Annotated in this window: 13 protein-coding genes and 2 pseudogenes; 2 read left to right on the top strand and 13 right to left on the bottom strand. The window is 37.0% G+C overall.

The annotated features are described in order from the left end of the window. The 4 genes and pseudogenes from GAB14E_RS22135 to GAB14E_RS22145 all read right to left on the bottom strand — a co-directional run. On the bottom strand, nt 1–1195 hold a 1195-nt coding region (locus GAB14E_RS22135; RefSeq protein WP_033080213.1), incomplete at its 3' end, for an NACHT domain-containing protein. 164 nt (nt 1196–1359) lie between these two features. Beyond that, entirely contained in the window at nt 1360–1872 is a 513-nt protein-coding gene (locus GAB14E_RS22140) for a TIR domain-containing protein (RefSeq protein ID WP_033080212.1), read from the bottom strand. A 560-nt stretch (nt 1873–2432) separates the two neighbouring features. Continuing rightward, nucleotides 2433–2820: pseudogene (locus GAB14E_RS23660) on the bottom strand (transposase); the annotation flags it as partial. A 141-nt stretch (nt 2821–2961) separates the two neighbouring features. Beyond that, nucleotides 2962–5271: a penicillin acylase family protein gene (locus tag GAB14E_RS22145; protein WP_081967655.1), complete on the bottom strand. Its 2310-nt coding sequence runs from the start codon at nt 5269–5271 to the stop codon at nt 2962–2964. A gap of 158 nt (nt 5272–5429) precedes the next feature. Between GAB14E_RS22145 and GAB14E_RS24370 the strand changes: the two are divergent. Continuing rightward, a pseudogene (locus GAB14E_RS24370) lies at nt 5430–5832 on the top strand (DUF3427 domain-containing protein); the annotation flags it as partial. A 226-nt stretch (nt 5833–6058) separates the two neighbouring features. On the opposite strand, the gene GAB14E_RS22150 reads toward GAB14E_RS24370, so the two are convergent. From GAB14E_RS22150 to GAB14E_RS22170, 6 genes are all read right to left on the bottom strand, one after another. After that, nucleotides 6059–7180: an HNH endonuclease gene (locus GAB14E_RS22150; RefSeq protein WP_033080210.1), complete on the bottom strand. Its 1122-nt coding sequence runs from the start codon at nt 7178–7180 to the stop codon at nt 6059–6061. Then, entirely contained in the window at nt 7181–7897 is a 717-nt protein-coding gene (locus GAB14E_RS22155) for an OmpA/MotB family protein (protein WP_033080209.1), read from the bottom strand. Between the two features lie 3 nt (nt 7898–7900). After that, entirely contained in the window at nt 7901–9697 is a 1797-nt protein-coding gene (locus GAB14E_RS22160) for a synaptonemal complex protein 1 (protein WP_033080208.1), read from the bottom strand. Between the two features lie 303 nt (nt 9698–10000). Continuing rightward, complete coding sequence (locus GAB14E_RS22165) at nt 10001–10219, bottom strand: methyltransferase domain-containing protein (protein WP_033080207.1); 219 nt, start codon at nt 10217–10219, stop codon at nt 10001–10003. Between the two features lie 638 nt (nt 10220–10857). After that, on the bottom strand, nt 10858–13974 hold the full coding sequence (locus GAB14E_RS25425; protein ID WP_081967654.1) for a PKD domain-containing protein: 3117 nt from the start codon (nt 13972–13974) through the stop codon (nt 10858–10860). 879 nt (nt 13975–14853) lie between these two features. Next, nucleotides 14854–15228 (bottom strand): RNA-binding S4 domain-containing protein, encoded by a 375-nt coding sequence (locus tag GAB14E_RS22170; RefSeq protein ID WP_033080205.1) that lies wholly within the window; start codon nt 15226–15228, stop codon nt 14854–14856. 204 nt (nt 15229–15432) lie between these two features. Between GAB14E_RS22170 and ttcA the strand changes: the two genes are divergently transcribed. After that, a complete protein-coding gene (ttcA, locus tag GAB14E_RS22175; RefSeq protein ID WP_033080204.1) occupies nt 15433–16377 on the top strand; it encodes a tRNA 2-thiocytidine(32) synthetase TtcA in 945 nt (314 codons plus the stop codon). Nucleotides 16378–16544: 167 nt separating this feature from the next. Here ttcA and GAB14E_RS22180 read toward each other — a convergent pair whose 3' ends face one another. From GAB14E_RS22180 to GAB14E_RS22190, 3 genes are all read right to left on the bottom strand, one after another. Further along, entirely contained in the window at nt 16545–17423 is an 879-nt protein-coding gene (locus GAB14E_RS22180; RefSeq protein ID WP_033080203.1) for a glucosaminidase domain-containing protein, read from the bottom strand. A gap of 25 nt (nt 17424–17448) precedes the next feature. Continuing rightward, nucleotides 17449–18291 (bottom strand): hypothetical protein, encoded by an 843-nt coding sequence (locus GAB14E_RS22185; RefSeq protein ID WP_033080202.1) that lies wholly within the window; start codon nt 18289–18291, stop codon nt 17449–17451. Nucleotides 18292–18400: 109 nt separating this feature from the next. Then, entirely contained in the window at nt 18401–19087 is a 687-nt protein-coding gene (locus GAB14E_RS22190; protein WP_033080201.1) for a LysE family translocator, read from the bottom strand. Nucleotides 19088–19208: the final 121 nt, after the last annotated feature.

The raw sequence follows: 19208 nt of genomic DNA, 5'->3' as shown, positions 1-19208 counted from the left end.
CATCATAACTCATCTTTAAATCTGACTTTAAATTTGTTAATTCCCAATTTTTTCCATATTTTGCAGTAAAAGTACAAAATATTTCAAACATTTCCAACGCTGATATTGGATAAATGTGTCTAATTTCTTCTCTAATAAATACAGAATAAATAATTTTATCTGTTAGAGTGTTCAAACATTCGTATGGTAAATTCGAGTCGATTAACTTAGTCTTTACTTCTTCAACACTTTTAATATCATCATAAATATTGCATAAAACCTCAGCGAAAAAAGGCACTATACGATCCGTCTTAGCTAAAGAGCTTTTTTGAAATTTTTTAAATATTTCATTACTAATTTCAATTCGATCTTCATGCTCTGCAAACCTTCTGCGTAAGTATTTTTTACAAGTTTGCTCTGTAAAACCAAGTAACTCAAATTTATTAAAATTAAGGTTTAGAATTTCATTATTTTCAAGGAATTTTTGATCTCGAGAAGTAATAATAATTTTACTTTTCCCAAGCTCTGAATGTATTTCAGAAACAGAATCTAAGAATACTTTTGTATCAAATTTCCCTCCAAAAATTGAAGGAAATTCATCTAAGCCATCAATAATTATTGTAATGTTTCCGCTCAACAAAGCTAAGTTGAATAGCTTTCTTTCCATAGTACTTTTATAATCGTTGCACTTCGATTGAATTTCATACAATTCATAGGGTCCATGGATGAAATCGGGGTTATAGTTGTTATCTTCTGTATAGTTTCTAATTTCTTCCGAACTGATCAAGAACGGGATTGTATTGCCTTCTTTCTCTAGGGCTGTCACAAGAGCACAACACAACGAACTCTTTCCTATACCACCACCACCAATTAATAAGTGACAAATAAAATCACTATTCTCTTTTAACTCATTAGTTAGAAATGATACTGCTGAATCATATATGACTTGATTACTTTCAATCTGTTGGGGGATATAACAATCGGTTTCACCTTGCGGTTCTATTTTTTTAAATTCATCAGCTAAACAATCCTTCCAAATATAGTCACTATAAGTAATTTCTTTAGCTTCTATAGAGCTATATTCTGCGGGTGAATATTTTTGCAAAAGAGATACTAATGTATCTCTCTTTGATGTTTCACTTAAAACTAGTAGGTTTTTTATCGGTATTGATCTTTCCACTATAGTCTCAGCTATAAACTCAAGGGTTTGTCTCATGTTAATATTTGGATGAAGAAGTACTATCGTTATTGGAAAGAAATGGGAACTATTCCAAATTTCAAATTTAATTCTGTTTCCTGGTTTAAAATTAGTCCCATCCTGCTCTGAAACTATTATATCTCTTGATGGGAACTTAATTGATATAAGTTCAGATGCTTTGGTCAGCTTATAACTTTTTTTTTTGATGTAGATAGTGTTTTTATTTTTTCAGGTCTAGCTATTTTTTGATTACCATTAATTTGATTTAAAAGCTGTTCACAATTATTTTCAAATATATCGTCATTCGAAAAGTCCACATGAAAATGCCCTTTTAGATAACGAGGTGTTGAGTCTTTATCTTTTTCTAAAACTATTGAATGCGATTTTTGTTTGGTCTTATCCAGCAAATCATTCCAGTGTTTAGCCACATTTAGATATGTTTCAATTCCAACGCCTCCATTTCGATAATCAGCTTTTTCTTGATATTTTTTAGTCGCTACTATTAACACATAATCAACGTCATAGACTGCTTTTTCCATAAATTCATTTTTATCATTAGAAGAATCAAGATCAAACATATCCCAAACTACATGAAGATCTGGAAACTGCTCCAAATAATAGGCTAATTTCTGAACCCACTCACGGTGTTCCTCTGATTCCCAAGTGTACGATATAAAGACTTTTTTCATAGGCATAATTAATTCCATCTAAAATATAATTTTTACATACTCTACCATATTGAGTTTACAGTGTTTTATTTTTTATAGGCTAAGCAGATAATTGCCTGTATGTGGTCGTACAGGAATTCTGGCCACTACTTTAGTGTAAAGTTAGTTATATTTCCTGAGACGCAATCTGCCCCATAGTGAGATAGACTTAATAAATTATGTCCGCTATATAATCAGAAAGTTGTCATTCGTATTCAAGTAAGCTTAGTGTCTTCAATGTGCATTAAGTGATAGCATTAGTGTCAAACCTAATGCTATCACTGGTCGCAGTAGATATCATTAGGTGACGGAGTAGGATGATAATGGCTGGCAATTAACCATGCCACCCATAATAACTTCAAGCAATAAAAAAATTCTAATATTTGTATTATTGGTTGCATACTCATCGAATAAAAATGTACCTAGCAAGTAAATCCGCATTTACTAACAACTTGCGACTAATATCGATAAAACCACCAAATATAAAATACAGTAACACCCTCCCCCCCTAGGGTAACCTTTCTTTTTATACTCATTAATAGATAGAGTTATGCTGTGTTCAAACTGGCTTGGGCATTGGCTATACCATGAGCTCGTTGCAAACCTACATGTTCGCTAAATTCACACAAATGCTCTGATGTGTAGCCTTACTAGGATGTTTATCGCTTTTACACTAATAGCGCCACGTTTATCATCACGCAAAATTCGTCCTGTTTCACCCACAAGGGTTAAGTAGTCTTTTAAACTAAAGCTGATACCTATTTTTTTGTGTTGGTGCTCATTACCCGTAAAAGATAACAACGATTGTGGTTGTGTGCCTTTTATTGCAGCTTTTATTCGTAATTGAATACTGGTAAAAGCTGATTGCTCAGGTGTATCGGAAATCTTTGCGCGAACAGGGTTTAAATCAACATAAGCCAAGTAAAGATCCACAGCCCCTAGTAACAAAACGAAAAAGGCCGATTCATTAAGAATCGGCCTTAAAATGTCTTTTTGTGTAACTTTAGTGGTGCAACAACCCCGAATACAGCCCCTAAGACATCCAAGAATTTAAATATTTCAGTGCCTAATAGCAGCTTATTTTATGGTTAAGGTTTCTGTTGTTAGGTTGCTATCGTCTTTAATACTTTGCTCAGTAAAGCGAACGGGTTTGTATGTAGCTCCAGCAATTAACGGCGCTTGATCAAAGTAGTGTGCTGATTGAGGATTATTCGACTGACTATATAAAAGTACGCTGTTTGCATTTAAGCCTTGCTCGGTAAATTCGAGCAGAAACACAAAGCCATCACCAACATTAACGTCATAACCACTATCGCTAATACCCGTATAAGAATAATATTCTTTCGCGTCGATTGTGCCAACATTAACCGTGCTAAAACTTCCTGTTAAGTCGCCGATACCACCAGCAATAGGATAAGATTTATCACCTTTAACTAACTGCTGATAGTTGCTTAAACTAGCATTAACATCAATACTAGCTTCAGCGATGATTAATACTGCGCTGGCTAAAGCAGTTAAATGTAAGTCTTCATTCACATCAAGTACTGCAGGTAACCTGCCTGGTGTTGTTAATGGTTTAGACACATCAAAATCATCTCGCCAACAGACATCGTCACAGCCCTCTTCATATTTATACACTTGTAGCAAGGTAGCATATTCTCTAAAGATATGGCTGCCAATACTATTCAGATTGGCTTTTTTATCCCAATTAGCCAATACCTCACATGCAGGTTGTAAGTTAACAACCTGTTCGTCAATTTGATATTCAGGATAGGTTTGACAACGCTCAACTAAATCATCAACCAACAGTTCAGCCCAATAAACACGTTTATCAGCCATGACGTGCTGTAAATCCTCTAATTTTACTTTTTCGTTACCTTGCTTAAGGTTTTCGAGCATTACTAAACTTAACTGTGTTCTGGCCGATTGTTCATATTCACTTTCACCATATAAAGGTGAATAGTTAACGAGCGGCTCCATCATATTTACTAACCAAGGTGATTCATTTGCGTTTTGTACGTAGGTATCTGAATAACGTTTGGGTAGTTCTTCAAATGACACAAGTTGTTGCCATTCAAAAATAGGATTTGAACCATCGAGTAATTCGCCCGAATATTCACGTAATTGTGGTGTTTGCTCTATGAGTTGCCAAGCATCATCACTTAAGTTGGGCACCGAGGCTAAGTCAGCATAAAAGGTATCACCATGAGTATCTGCCATGATGATATTTTGCGAGCCGGTACGATACCCTTGCTCATTTAAGCTCACCGCTTGCGCAACATTTTCACTTAATGCTAATTTTAGCCAATAGTCAGCTTTATCTTTTAGTAGGCTAGGTGCATCTTTAATGGTAACCATTTGACCATCTATATCAAACGAAATCATTGGACCATAGTGACTTGCATACAAGGTACGATTAACCTCCTCTAATGTCCCATCTGGATTTTTCAGGTTAATTTGATAATCTGTAGCGGTTAATTGTTTCTCTTCATCACCATATTGATAGGACAGTTGATTATTCGATGAAGGGGTAAGTGTATATAAAGAGCCTGTGGTTGCAGCTGTCCACGTATGCGTCCAAGAAAAAGTATCATTAAACCCTAATGCTGGCGTAATAAACCCAGGGAGAAATCCACCATAAACATTGAGTGTATCCGGTATAGTTAAATGCGCTTCATACCAATAAAAATTACCTTCGTGCGGCAAATGTGTATTGGACAATAACATGCCCTTTCCCGTTGAAGTCATCTCTTTGCCCAGTGCCCAACCATTACTGCCTTTTGCCAAGTCAGCAAGGCTTTTAGGACGATTGAATAACTGCTCCACTCTTTGTAACTTCGGCTTTTCAGCCATGCCAATTTCTTGAAAGTATTCACCGATAAAAGGCCAGTAATTCATTGATATATTTATTGCTAATACATCTACATGATCTATAGCTTGTAACTTGGTTTCGCAATCACCATCATACTCCTGGCTATTTTCAATGGCATGATTAAAGCCACTAGCAAAACCTCGCATTAATGCTTGTGTTCTACTGTCTAATTGCTGAAAAGTGTCACGTGCTTGCTGATAGGTACCTACATGTAAATAGGCAAAATCTGAATTTATATTGCTGTCATTTATACCAGCGCCTAAATATTTTGCCCGCTCACTTTTAGCCGTAATTACCGTATCAACCACATTACAATAGCGATCTTTTGCCATGACATAGCCTAAACCTTCACCTAAGTCGGTGTAATTATCGGCTTTGATATGCGGCACACCATAACTTGTCCATTGAATTTCAGTGGTGCCAGCTTTAATATTATCTGAGTTACACCCCGCGACGCCAAGCACTAATGTTAAGCTTATCGCGATAGTCATTTTCGATTTTCTAAAAGTCATCATAAATATTTAATCCATTTATTTATCTAAGTGATTTATATGCTTGATTACTTTACAAATTTAAGGTGAGAAAGGTTGTAATATTGAGTTGGATAAACGTTGTGTAAGTGTGAGTCTTTGTAAGAAATAAAATTGAATACTTACAAAGATGGTAATCCCCCGAAAAGTCATCGAGTGGTGAAGGTGTTTTAAATATCGCTAACGCAAATACCGAATTGTTATTTGTGACTTTGAATAAGTGTGAAAAGCAGTTCTCAGCAACAACCATGTATCATAACTACGGCATTAGTCCGACCTTGTTCCATTGGTAAACACAAAATAGCGCCAGATCCAATTCAGGCCGAGGGTTAGGTTATATAACGCAGCAAGAAACAAAGAAAACCTTTCTACTATTTGTACGTGAGCAAGGCAAATATGAAAATGGCAGAACCATGGGGTTTGTTAACTTTGGCCCTGTAGATTTTGTTAAATCTGAAGGGAGTCAGCCGATGAATAACTTGGAAGTTAAAACATCCCATACCAGCATATTTGTGGTATGAGACGGCTAAGTTGGCGGTTGGTTAGATAACTATAGACTCGCTAAAAATCATACCTAACCATATGAATAAAAACAATTAAAGTGTATATCATCCCATTAATTCTATAAGGTATTCACAAATAAAGGTTTCTTGTTATTTTAAAATTGGAAATTATATTACATTAAATAAAAATAATTACGTTGTTAATTTGGGAAATTAGTATCTTTCTCAATCTCTGCTCTATTAATGCCCCCATTCAATAGGGTTTATCATTACCGCAAACTACTCACTAGTTGCTCAATTTGGCTCAGTGCATGACGCATACTGTAGATTTTCCAGCCTTGCTTTGTTGCAGCAATAGCTTCAGGCTTGTCAATAGCTATACCTACTTTCTTTAACGGCCATGCTAATTCTAATCCTGCTACAGTATATTGTTTGTTATTCTTAATATCTTCTCCTACTTCAGGTAGAGAAACATAATATTTTTCAAGTAAACCTATAACACCGTGCATACCCGGATCTGCATGGTCATAAACATCTTGCCAGCTTTTGTTAATGTTAAGCCCTTGTGACCGTCTTAATTGCGAAATTCGTTTACTATCTTCATGTTTAATAAACATGTGTTGATGAAGGGGCTGTTTCCGGTGACAGTCACAGCACAATGGGGTCAGGTTACTACTGCTATTATCTGACTTAACGCCATTAATATGATGAACATGCAGTAGCCTTTTATGCTGATTAAGATCAAGAGCACATTGTTGACATTGATAGTTAAATTTTTCACGTGTTTTTCTAGACAAAACATCCCAATCCTTACTGTAGCCGATATTTTTATTTGCAGCACCTGACGGCATAAACTTGAAAAATGAGCTGTATGTATCAAAAAAGTCTGTTAAATCAAAAGCGTTGAAAATTGGTCCCCTAACCTTGTTTTTATATCCTTGATAGTTCAAGTGGGCCAAACAGTTTTTACACACTTTGAGATTCGCTTCACCTTCGGTATGTTGATTAGTTTCCCAATCATCTCCTGAAATATGAAACTGCCCTGATAGTTTATTAGTTACAACATACCTGTCAAACCTACCTTTTGCTCTCATTTCAGCTAGAGTTCCACAATCTGCAATATGGTATTTATTTCCTTTAGAGCCATCATTAAGAGCTGTTGATACCCGGCCTCCATGATCTCTAATATAAAGCAATACTTGTCTGCCCTGGTAACTAGCAAGCCCAGTTTCAAACTCTATTTCCTCCAGGTTTACTTCAAGCCCTTCTCCCAATTGAGTATCTATAGGTTCAATTGGGGTCAGTTCACTTGAAAGCTCAAAATCAATGCGCTCTGCCCCCATGGCTTTCACTGCTTGTTGAAGTGAAGATAAATCAACAGTTAGCCTCATTTATAAGCCTTCAACAATTTTGCGGATTTGGATGTCGGCATTGGTAATAACACGAAAAGATACCCGACGAGATTTTTGTTTATTTTCTGTGCCGTCTTTGTTCAGCTTTAAATGTGAAGAAGCTAAACCTACCGCCGCAAAAGAAGATTTAATCCATGCTCTTTGCTCACTAGATAATTTAGAAAGAAAATACGAATAGTTCAGTACACTGCCGGTTCTATTTTGAGACAGATACATGTTAAAGAAGTAAGCATCATCTGGATGAGTACCAACGCCCCACTCGGAGGATGTATGACCTTCAATCCGCACTTCATCAATGCTGCTTTGATATTTGTCTAAGACATGTAAATAACGAGGGATAAAGTCAGATAATATTTGTTCAAATTTAACTTTTAAAGAGCTTTCACCACTAGCAAATAACACTTCAGGTGAATCAAACTGAAATGACAAGGTTTCTTTGTCTATAGATGCTTGCCAAGATACTAAATCATTTTCGAATTCTGAATTTAGAGCATCGAATATGGCAACTTGGTTTTGTTGATAGGCTACAGCAACATCTTTTATTTTATCCCGTTCAATTGATACATGACGCATAAATGCAATGGCTATAAATAAGAAAACCATCATCAAACCTGCCATAAGATCTGACACAGTTAACCAATGTTCGCCATCTTCTTTGTGTTGTGACGAACCAAAAATAGAGTCAAGTGAAGACATAATCTATGCTGCCTGTACTACTGAATTCATTTGGTTTACTAACTTCGAATAGTCTTTTACAAATTGGTTACTTATTTGACCGAGTGCTTTGCCCATTTCACTCATCACACGGTTAAGCTCTTGCTGCATAGATTGATCAATCATACCTAATTGTTTTTCAACTGCCTCGCCAGTTTTTCCAACTTGATCCTTAAGACTTACATCAATATTTGAGAAAACTTTACTCATATGCTGTGTTTGTGAAGCAAAGACATCTTCTAATGATGACTCAAGTCGCTTTTGCATATTTTCAATACTTTGAGTAACACTATCTCTAACTGATGAGGTATCAGCTATTAACGCATTATTCGCATCGGTTAAGGTTTTAGCCATCATCTTCGAATCATCAATAAGGCCATTAACCATATCTCTAACATTAATACTTAGCTCTTTAACCGTATGGTCTAATTCCTCTCTAATTTTCACCGTATTATCACTAACCTCATGGGTCGTTGCTTGTAAGCTTTCATTAGTTAATTTAACTTGTGTCTCGAATTCCTCCGCACCACCAGTAATAACTTTTTCAACCTTAATAGCACTCTCCGCTAGCTTCTCACCTATTATTTCTACACCCTCTTTACTGTTTGATACAAACTTATCAAGCAAGTCATTTGATGCAGAGATGTGGCTTTGAATATATTTGTCAGACTCTGTTAATAAAGCATTATAATGGCTGCTCGCAGACTCTACAGATTCAGCTATTGTTTTAACCGTATCATCAATCTGTTTACGAATTTCAGGTACTGCTTCAACTGCTTTATCTCGAATATCTTTAAATGCGGCTAAATGATTTTCAAGCTCTGATAATTGATGGTTATTTACTTCCATAATCTGCTTTAAGTCAGTCATAGTTTCAGGAATGGCCTTAGATTCTTGGCTAATCGCAGTAACTGAAGCTTCTGTTGCTGTGATGGAGGTAACCCCCAACTTATACTGTTCTGTCATTTCTCCAATTTGGACTTTGTAATTTTCCTGCCACACAACTAACTCTTTAACAGATTCATTAAGTTGTTTGAAGTTTTCACCAAATTGCTCAGTCAAATTATTATTGAAATCAGTTATAACTTGCTTAAGCGCTTCTATTACTGTTTCAGTCGCAGATTTAGAAAGCATGTCTGCAAAATCTTGCATTTTAATCCAGAGCTTATCGGAAAAGTTAATGAAGTTTTCCTGCTGAAATGAGAGTTGTTCATTCATTACTTTAAGAGTTTCAGCAGCTTCTTGCTGAGATTTTATCGCTATCTTTTGGTTATCATTGATATCTCCACGCAGAAGTTTTAGCTGGCTTAATATTGAACCATCACTATCGCCCCCTATTGCAGTAACCAGGCTCTCTATTGATTTCCCTTGGTGCTGAATAGCCCCTAGTATATCTTCAGGTGTTGCGGATGATACTTCTTCAATATTTCGTGGTGCAGATATAACTCCAGATGTTTGAAGCACCTTAAATACTATAGAGAGTATAATTCCAACTAAGCTAGTTAAGAACGCTGTTTTCAGACCGTTTAAAAGCCCTTCGATACTGCCATCAATGTTATTAGCATCGAATGCCATAAGACCAATAACGATCCCCGCAAAGGTACCAAAAATCCCTAATGATGTAAGTAATGCTGGGGTATATGAAACATAATCTGAAGCCCGCCCTCGTTTGAGGTTAAATAGTGCCAAGAAGAATGCAATGATTATGAACATGCAAACCACTGCTGTTAAAGAGCTAGCTAGTATTGCAGCTTGTTCATTTGGTAAATTTACGACTTCCATTATTTTTCCTATGGTTATTGGGTAGAGAGTAAATCCTATCACTCAATTGAAATTTTTTAATTACATGAATTACAAACAATTATATTCTGATGTTTTATCTTAATGTTGATCTTGGTTCTAAAAACTAAATAAATAGATAACAATACACTTATATTCGCTAACTCAAGAAGCCTTTGTTTTATATTACAAGAGAACACTTAACACATGATTGTGTGATCATAAATGTTTCAATCAATGAAACAACAGTAAACATGTAAAGTTTTGGTAATTATTTGTACTGATAGTGTTTTGCAGCATGATGATTTACTTAAAAACATCATCGCCATATTCTTTGGCTGCTAACTCAGCAAGGTGTTTTGAGTCTCGGCCTGAGCCAGCACCTAAGTCTAGAATACGTGCATTGGAATTTTTTATAATGCTTGGCAAAAATTGCGACCAACTTTGATGTACCTCATCAAATGTTTTTGACAGGTATTGCTGGGCTAACTCATTAGCATTTTCATTATAAAATTTAGCTGGCAAGCGCGTGATCCTTTCGCGTAGGTATTTTGATTCTTTTATTATTTGTATTCTGACACGAAGACAATCACCTAATTGTTATTCTTTGTCAATAAAACTAAAAATAATTCCCATGTAAATCAAAGTTAAAACCATAGATCGGGACATTCATATTTAAAACAACATGCTTATGCACTTGGCTCAGGATCGTCATCCCCGTGGTGTTTTAATCGGACGTGCCATGGACGGCACTTATAAGACAATGCAGACTGTACAGGAAGTACCTTAATAGTGAATACAGAATGCACATTCTCCTGAGCTAAGTGTCCTGAAGCCAGGATTAAATCTGCCACCCATGATAACTTCACGCTTTAATGGCAGCCAGTTGTTGTCTTAGTTGAGTTAAACCAACCACTTTAAAAGTGGTATTAAGTTTACGTCTTATTAATAAAGGCCGTAATCTGATAAATTTTTATAAATTAAATTTGGGTTGTCTGCCGACTATTACTTTAAAAAAAGAGAAAAATTAGTCCATTGCCTTAGTTGTTAATGAAAAAGGTTGTTACTTATAAATGAAAAGACCAGTAGATAAACTACTGGTCTTTACTATTTACTGGTAGCTTTTAGCCGCCATTATTAACAGTTAATCAATTTAACGATTTTTACTGATGATCAACTTGTATTGTTAAGCCACTATGGTTGCCACTAACCATAATATAGTGCCAGCCATCAGTTAAATTATTCACAGTAATGCTCTCAGTATTTGCTGTATTATCTGACTTCAACATAAATTGTGACGCTGAAGGCCAAGAATCTTGACGATAATAAATGTTTGCATCACCCGTACCGTGTTCAGTACGAATAGTTGCCGAACTTGAACCATTACTGTCGAAGTAGAAATATAAATTTCCCCCCGAGCCACTAGTAACACAAATAGGTGAACCATTTGATGCGGTAATGTAATCTTGTGGTGATTGTGAAGTACAAGCATCAGCTAGACCAATAGGCAGAGGACTTTCTACAACCGTTACTAATGAAGATGACGTTGCAGTTGCGCCCTTATCATCAGTTACCGTAAGTGTTGCTGTGTAGGTTCCTGCTGTCGTATATACATGATTTGGATTAGCTTGGCTGATACTACTACCGTCACCGAAGTTCCAGTTGTACGTGGTAATCTGGCCATCATTATCAAAAGAATTACTACCAACAAAACTAATCTCAGCGTTAACAGTTCCTGAGTATGGTCCACCCGCATCCGATACAGGAGGAACATTAGGGATAGGTGTACCACCACTGGTGTAACTAGCTGTTAACGTTGTTGAATAGCTACTATAACCTTGAACCATTACATAGTATGTACCTGCTTGAGCATTGACAATGGTACACGTTTCATTGTTACCACTTAAGTAGGGACGACAATCGTAGCTACTTGCTGTTGGAGCAGAGCCAAAACGCACAAAAAGATCACCATCACCAGAGCCACCATTAGTTTTAATCACTAAATCATTGGCACCTGATGGAACTTGAAGGGTGTAATTATCTTCACTTCCCGTATTTCCTGATGTAGTAACCGAAACACCATTCTCTAATACACCTTTACCGCCACTGGCTTTAATCTCTGCGGTAGTGTTAGTTGTCGTTGAGCTACCTTTATTATCTGTAACGGTTAATACAACACTATAGCTTCCTGAAACGCTGTAACTGTGACTAGGATCTGCTTGGTTACTCGTTGTACCATCACCAAAATCCCAGTTGTATGTAGCAATTGCACCATCAGTATCATATGAAGCTGAACCGATGAAAGTGATAGGTTGTCCTTCAATACCCGTATATGGACCACCAGAATTTGCAACAGGAGGTTTATTCGGTATTGTATTACCACCTTGGAAACTTGCTTGTAATGTTAAACCTGAGAATGAAGCATAAGCTTTAGCACTGATATACCAAGTACCTGCTTGTGGATTACTCACATTACAGGTTTCATTGTTACCCCCAAGATATGGACGACAATCGTATTGTGCATCTGTTGGTGCAGAGCCAAAGCGAGCATATAAGTCTGCATCACCGCTACCACCACTTGCAGAGATAACAAGTTCAGTTGCGTTAGCTGGGACTTCAAAGGTGTAATCAACAGACTGGCCTGTATTGGCAGATAAGCCGTTAACAGGAATACCGTTCTCAAGAACAGCTGTTACATTATTACTAATAACAGCCGTTGTATTGGCAGTAGCCGTAGCCCCTTTATTATCAGAGACTGTTAACGAAACATTGAACGTATTTTCACTTGTATAGCTATGTGTTGGGTTTGCTTGATTACTGGTATACCCGTCACCAAAGTCCCAACTGTAGCTACTAATGCTACCATCGGGATCAAAGGTTCCTGCACTACTAAAGCTAACCGCTGAGTTAAGGTCTCCTTGATAAGGACCATTAATTTGGCTAACCGGTGATTGATTTTGATCATTACCACCACCGTTAACAGCAGCATTAGCATCAGCAATGCCGGAACCACAACCATAACAGCTACCAGGGAATGTACGAGCCGTATTTACGATGCGCGACTCAATCGCAGCAGGGCTTGTTGCCACACCTGATGCATAAACTAATGCAGCAACACCGGCAATATGTGGAGCGGCCATACTGGTACCTGACATAGTAGAGTATGAATCACCGCCAGGAGAAGAGTAACCGGTATTATGTGTAGATAGAATGTTTACACCCGGTGCTGAAACATCAATTAAAGAGCCATAGTTAGAAAATGATGCTCGATTACCTGAAGAGTTTGTCGCTGCAACTGAAATAACATTATTACAGTTTGCTGGTGTAGCGCCGGAAACATCAACCGCTGAATTACCTGCGGCAACCACAACAACAGCACCCAAACTTACCGCTTGGTTTATTGCATTTTGATAGAGTGAGCCACACGCACCAGCGCCACCTAAACTCATGTTGATAACTTGTGCTGGGTTATTATTAACAGGAATACCTGCCACATAACCACCCGCAGCCCAAACAATACCATCTGTAATATCAGAGGAATAACCACCTCCGGCACCTAATACTCTTACAGGGAGAATTTTCGCGCCGTAAGCAACACCGGCAACGCCGTTGTTGTTATTGGTAACAGCAGCAATTGTGCCCGCAACGTGTGTGCCATGCCAGCTACTACCACCGCCGTTATAGCTATCACCTGGATCGGAAGGATCAGAATCACGGCCATCTCCATCTCGTCCCATATTAACATTAGAAACAAAATCATAACCGCCGACAAGATTTCCAACTAAATCGTTATGATAAATAACACCCGTATCCAGTACAGCAACGGTTACACCTGCGCCAGTAGTGGTATTCCAAGCCGTATCGGCATTGATACCACCCGTAGCATCAAAATAATGCCACTGGTCTGAATATCTTGGGTCATTTGGTGTGGCTGTTGGGTACATCAACCGGTCAATCTCAACTTCATCAATAGAAGCATCGGATTCCATATTCGCAATAATTTGTGCCAATTGTGCTTCGGTAAAGTTTCCAGATAACTCAACTACATTTCGTCCATCCCAAGTTGTTTTTACCTGTTGTACCGACGTATTAGATAAGGCAGACATAGTGCTCATCTTACCAATGACCATATCAGCACTAGATTCTGTTGAAAATGCAGACATAACCGGATTACTTTTAACGATTAGTCGTGCTGGTGGTGCCGCATGTGCTGTTGACATACTGGCTATAAAAGCAAGTCCAACTGCAGAAGCTAACGTATTTTTTGTAAATTTTTTCATTTGTATAAAGGTCCTGTTGTTTATTTTATTAAACAAAAAAGTTACTCAAGTTTTCAAGGAAACTGTTATTAACTTTCTTGTTTGTTTTGAGTTTTCACAACTATTATTATGAATACATAAAAGTACGATAAGTTCAGAATTGCCTTTCATCCCAACTAGCAAATATTATGTACTTATCTTTAACTGTAACAAAAGTGTAACAACATGTATACAATATACTTACTGCAATTTAGCTCTGAATTAACCTTCCCCCATGTGTACGTCGCACTTCAATATGCTCGCTAAATTCACAAAATTCTCTGCTGTGCCTACTGTGCCAGTAAAGATACCTGCAAAGTTAGAGGACAGTTTTAGTATTGATTGCACCACGTTTATCATCACGCAGGATTCGTCCTGTTTCATCAACCAGTGTTAAATAGTCTGGTCAGCAAAAACGTAATGCTGGTGGGTTTTTGTAGGTGTTCATTGCCCTTAAAGGGTAATAATGAGGTAGGTTGTCCATCTTCAATAGCGGCTTTGATGCGCAGTTGAATACTGGTGAAGTCAGACTACTCTGGGGTAGCGACAATATGTAAGTGATTATGCATCACCGCATGGGCGAAAATATCAATAGAGAAAGCTTGAGCTGATTGAAAGGTACGCTTTCAATCCATGTACGCCTGCAAATGTGATAATAAAGGGGTATCGAGTAGACTAATTTGTTGTGAACGAGGCTTAGGCCTAACAATCACTAAACTTAACAAAGGTAAATAAGCTTAGTGTGTTGATTTAATTATCTACAAGTAAGCTACAAGTTATCGTGGATGACCAGGTAACTTGTAGCTATTTTATGCCCTTCCTTAAGAACATCGGGGGAATTGAATTGTCCCCGATTAATAATTAAAGTGAAGTTGACTTGCTTTTCGAGCGTTCGGCCGATGGTTTTTTACTCGATGTTGATGAAACAACCGGCTTTTTACTTTTCGCTCTTTTTTTCTGTTTTGATTTTTTAGTCGCTGACACTACAGTACTAATAAACTCTGCTGATTTTTTGCTGGGATTAAAAGCGACCTCAAACGTTTCACCGTTGTAGCTGATAATATCGCCCTTGCGAATTTTTTTACGCTTTTGAACTTCAACTTCATTATTTACTAAAACCTTACCTTCACTGATCATGGTTTTAGCTTCGCCGCCATCAACTATTTTGGAGATTTTGAGTAATTTATAAAGTTCTATCGGTTCAACACAAATGTCGATAATTGAGTGTTCAGACATGAAATACGCCTAATAATTTTAAATAATAATATTGTTAAATTCTAACATATATAACGGTTACTGAATAAAATTTATATTAAGTAAAGTAGCAGTGCCATAACTAACCTACTCTTTCCCTATATACCTTAAAGAAGTAATCCATTGGGTATTTTTGTTCAAACTGCTATAATTCGCGCCGTTAATTTCAATCAATAAAGTAATCTCATGACTGCAGCAGCACTAACCTTACCTAAAAACACACTTACACCTACACAAAAGACGCAATTTATAAAGTTAGAGAAAAAACTTAGACGTCATGTTGGTCAAGCTATTGCCCAATACAACATGATTGAAGATGGCGATAAGGTGATGGTGTGTCTATCTGGCGGCAAAGACAGTTATGCAATGCTGAGTATTTTGATGCTATTAAAAGAATCTGCCCCTATCCACTTTGACCTTGTTGCCGTTAACTTAGATCAAAAGCAACCGGGCTTTCCTGAGCATATTTTACCCGAGTATCTCGATAAACTCGGTATTGAATATCATATTGTTGAAGAAAATACTTACGGTATTGTTAAAGATAAAGTGCCTGAGGGTAAAACAACTTGTAGTTTATGCTCGCGATTACGTCGCGCTATTTTATATAAAACAGCTAAAAATATTGGCGCTACTAAAATAGCGCTAGGACATCATCGTGACGATATGATTGAAACCCTAATGCTGAATATGTTCTATGGCGGAAAAATGAAAGCAATGCCAGCAAAGCTTGTTTCCGACAATGGTGAACATGTTGTAATTCGCCCTTTAGCCTTTTGTAAAGAAAGCGAACTAATTCAATACAGTGAACTAAAACAGTTTCCTATTATCCCCTGTAATTTGTGTGGCTCTCAACCGAATATGCAAAGACAAAACATTAAACACATGCTTAATGGTTGGTCAGAACAGTTTCCGGGCCGAATTGAGTCGATGTTTACCGCCATGCAAAATGTAGTACCTTCTCATTTATGTGACGGTGAATTATTTAATTTTAAAGAAATTAATAGTAGCTCCGGCATTATTAACGGTGGTGACACCGCATTTGATGAAGTTGCCATTGAAACGCCAAAAGATTTATCGACTAAAAACTATAGTAATGATGAGCAGCAACTCAATATTATTGAAGTTAAGTAACCTGAACTCTGGATGAGTAGATGTAGCTAAAACCAACAAAACTAATGAAGTGAGCACTTAGTTAGTCTTATTGGTTTTACTTCAGCTAATAAAAACGGCCAATGTTAATAACATTGGCCGTTTTTTTATCTATTTAATATACCTAAACCAGTAAATAACGTTAAACGTTAATCCGCTAAAGCAGCCTGTAGATCAGTTGGCTCTACAAAATAACGTCTGTTATGGCGTAACATATCTGTAATATCTAATACGTATTGTGCGCCTCGTTCAGAATAAGGTAATAAGCCCGTTGCTAATATTTCAGATGAAAGTGGTTGATCTTGTGCTCTTAGTTCAGCTCTAATGGTTCTAAAAACGTGATAAGCATTATGTTTGTTAATATTATTAAAATATCCAGATACAGCTGCATCAACACTTTGAAATGCCGCAACTTCATGTTTAGCCCCAGTATTACGTCCACCGGGTACCATACCGCAGCCAGTTCTGTAACACCAAATACCAAAGAAGTTTAAACCGATGCGCGCAAAGCGTGATGTACCCCAAGCAGACTCATTAGCGGCTTGTACCAACACCAACGAAGTTGGGATAATATCAACACGTACCATCAAATCATTTATTTGCTGTAAAGTTGAAGCTTTTTTATTAATACGGTAAGTATTAATAAGGATTTGCAGTGAAGCTTGCTCTTCATCGGTCAGACCTAAGCCTATTGAGATTTGCTCATGCCAATAGGCAAGTTTAGTTCTATCCTGTGCTAACTCATTATTTTTGGCTTCAATTGCAGGCCTAATGAAAGCAAAAAATTGACGTTTTTTTGTTGGAATATCATAAATGGCGGCAAAATCGGGTAAATTCACTTGGTGTAGTGGTTTTTCTATTACCTTAACTTTTTCAACAACAGGAACTACAACTTTTTCGGCGACAGCTTCAGCGATAGTTTCTTCGATTATCATCAATGGCTTAGGTACTAAAAAAGTAAAGGGCGCTGCAATAGCAATAACTAGTGCAAAACATAATAAAACACGTACTAAAAATATTATTTTCATAAATACTCCTTATTTATGATGAAAATTAAGCTGAAAAAGTATCATCTGAGCCACTATGTTCAGAGTCTTTATTGCTGGTATTGGTTAAGTCTATGCTCGGAGTATTTTCATCGGCATAAACACCAAATATTTCACGGTACAACACACCTTTAACGTTGTAATACCAGGGTATTAAATAAGATAAGCCAAATAAAAACACCATAATGGCCACAGGCGCTAAACTCGATTCCATTAATAAAACAATAGGAATTATTAGCGAGATTAATGACATAAATAAGACTGAATATATGGCTAATAAAGGCAGAACTTTAAAACGTAATGCTTTAACAGATAAGACAATCGCTTGTACTGGGGTGAATTTTTTTTCTACTACCAATGGTATAGTTAATGACAGTAAAACCGCTAACAGTAAACCTGGAATAATGAATAATTGAAAGCCAATACTAATCAATACCGACGTTAACAAAGCACATAAAGCAACCCAGCTGCCACGATTTAGAAAAGAAAATACCATTTTACTTTGTGTCGGTTTGTTAATCGCGTGAAAAACGCCCATCATTTCTATGCCAGCAATAAATGGCCATACCGCAATAGTCACAATGACATTAATCAATTGCAATGCTGGTGAACCAGCGTTTTGCGCTTCTTTAATAACAAGCTCAATGCCACCAAAAAAACTACTGGTAATCAACGACACTATCATGCCGAAAATCAAAACAAAAAACAGCCCGAGGTTAATCGACATTCTCGATTGCAATGTGTGCTGCCACGCTTCAGTTAACACAGCTTTCACATCAATTGAGTATTCGCCTTTTACAGCACGTTCAACACTACCACCAATGGAGGAGATTATATTTTTTTCTGGCAAAGCTAACCCTTTTAATACTTGAATACTAGATTTACTGGCTATTATACTGGAAATGCTAATAGATTGCTCATAGCTAAATATTCTCTAGCATATTAACCATAATGGCAAACTAACTTAAATCACTAAGCACTAGCTGAATTGCTAATATCAATAATATCACTCCCATAACGCGATCAAGAATATAACCTTTACGCTGCAAAACATAACGCACTTTTTCTTGGGTAAGCATATAAGAGAGGAAACAAAACCACGCTGCTGTTGCCGCAACTAAATAGGCACCATAGGCAATTTTAATGCTCAATAATGTTTCAGGGGCAATTACCACAGAAAATAAACTAACAAAAAATAACGTCGCTTTGACATTTAATGCATTAATTAAAAAGCCGTTAAGGAAAGCTTTTTTCGCCGACGGAGTATTGGTAACAGAATCGACTTTTACTTCACTACTGGCTGAAGTTTCATTTTGATCAGTAGCCATGTTTGTTGATGTGAGTATGTTATTATCTGGCTTCTTAGCTCTAAGACAATGCCATGCAATATAACAAAAATAACTCGCGGCAATATATTTTAATGCGTTAAATAGTCGCTCATCGCTAGCAATTAATAAACCTATACCAACTAAAGAATAGGTTACATGCACAACAATGCCTGCGGCAATGCCGAAGCTTGTATAGATTGCGATACGTCGATTATAACGAATACTTTGCTTTAGAATTAGCGCAAAGTCAGGGCCGGGGCTGGCTACGGCAAAAAAATGTACCATAGCAATAAGTAAAAATTGTTCAAAAACAGGCATATTACAACAAAGGGATTTATGAAAAGTTCCTTATGTTAACTCACAAATACAATAAAGCGATATTAACCTAGTAAAAGGCCGAGTTCCCTCTGTAAGCAATTAGCTACTCTCAAACCACTAG

It is taken from the genome of Colwellia psychrerythraea (assembly GCF_000764185.1).
Classification (GTDB): domain Bacteria; phylum Pseudomonadota; class Gammaproteobacteria; order Enterobacterales; family Alteromonadaceae; genus Colwellia; species Colwellia psychrerythraea_B.
This window is presented reverse-complemented; position numbering and strand designations above follow the sequence as displayed.

Coding starts and splice junctions, on each gene's coding strand:
- GAB14E_RS22140 (WP_033080212.1), bottom strand. CDS start 1,872: ATGCCTATGAAAAAAGTCTTTATATCGTACACTTGGGAATCAGAGGAA.
- GAB14E_RS22145 (WP_081967655.1), bottom strand. CDS start 5,271: ATGATGACTTTTAGAAAATCGAAAATGACTATCGCGATAAGCTTAACA.
- GAB14E_RS22150 (WP_033080210.1), bottom strand. CDS start 7,180: ATGAGGCTAACTGTTGATTTATCTTCACTTCAACAAGCAGTGAAAGCC.
- GAB14E_RS22155 (WP_033080209.1), bottom strand. CDS start 7,897: ATGTCTTCACTTGACTCTATTTTTGGTTCGTCACAACACAAAGAAGAT.
- GAB14E_RS22160 (WP_033080208.1), bottom strand. CDS start 9,697: ATGGAAGTCGTAAATTTACCAAATGAACAAGCTGCAATACTAGCTAGC.
- GAB14E_RS25425 (WP_081967654.1), bottom strand. CDS start 13,974: ATGAAAAAATTTACAAAAAATACGTTAGCTTCTGCAGTTGGACTTGCT.
- GAB14E_RS22170 (WP_033080205.1), bottom strand. CDS start 15,228: ATGTCTGAACACTCAATTATCGACATTTGTGTTGAACCGATAGAACTT.
- ttcA (WP_033080204.1), top strand. CDS start 15,433: ATGACTGCAGCAGCACTAACCTTACCTAAAAACACACTTACACCTACA.
- GAB14E_RS22180 (WP_033080203.1), bottom strand. CDS start 17,423: ATGAAAATAATATTTTTAGTACGTGTTTTATTATGTTTTGCACTAGTT.
- GAB14E_RS22190 (WP_033080201.1), bottom strand. CDS start 19,087: ATGCCTGTTTTTGAACAATTTTTACTTATTGCTATGGTACATTTTTTT.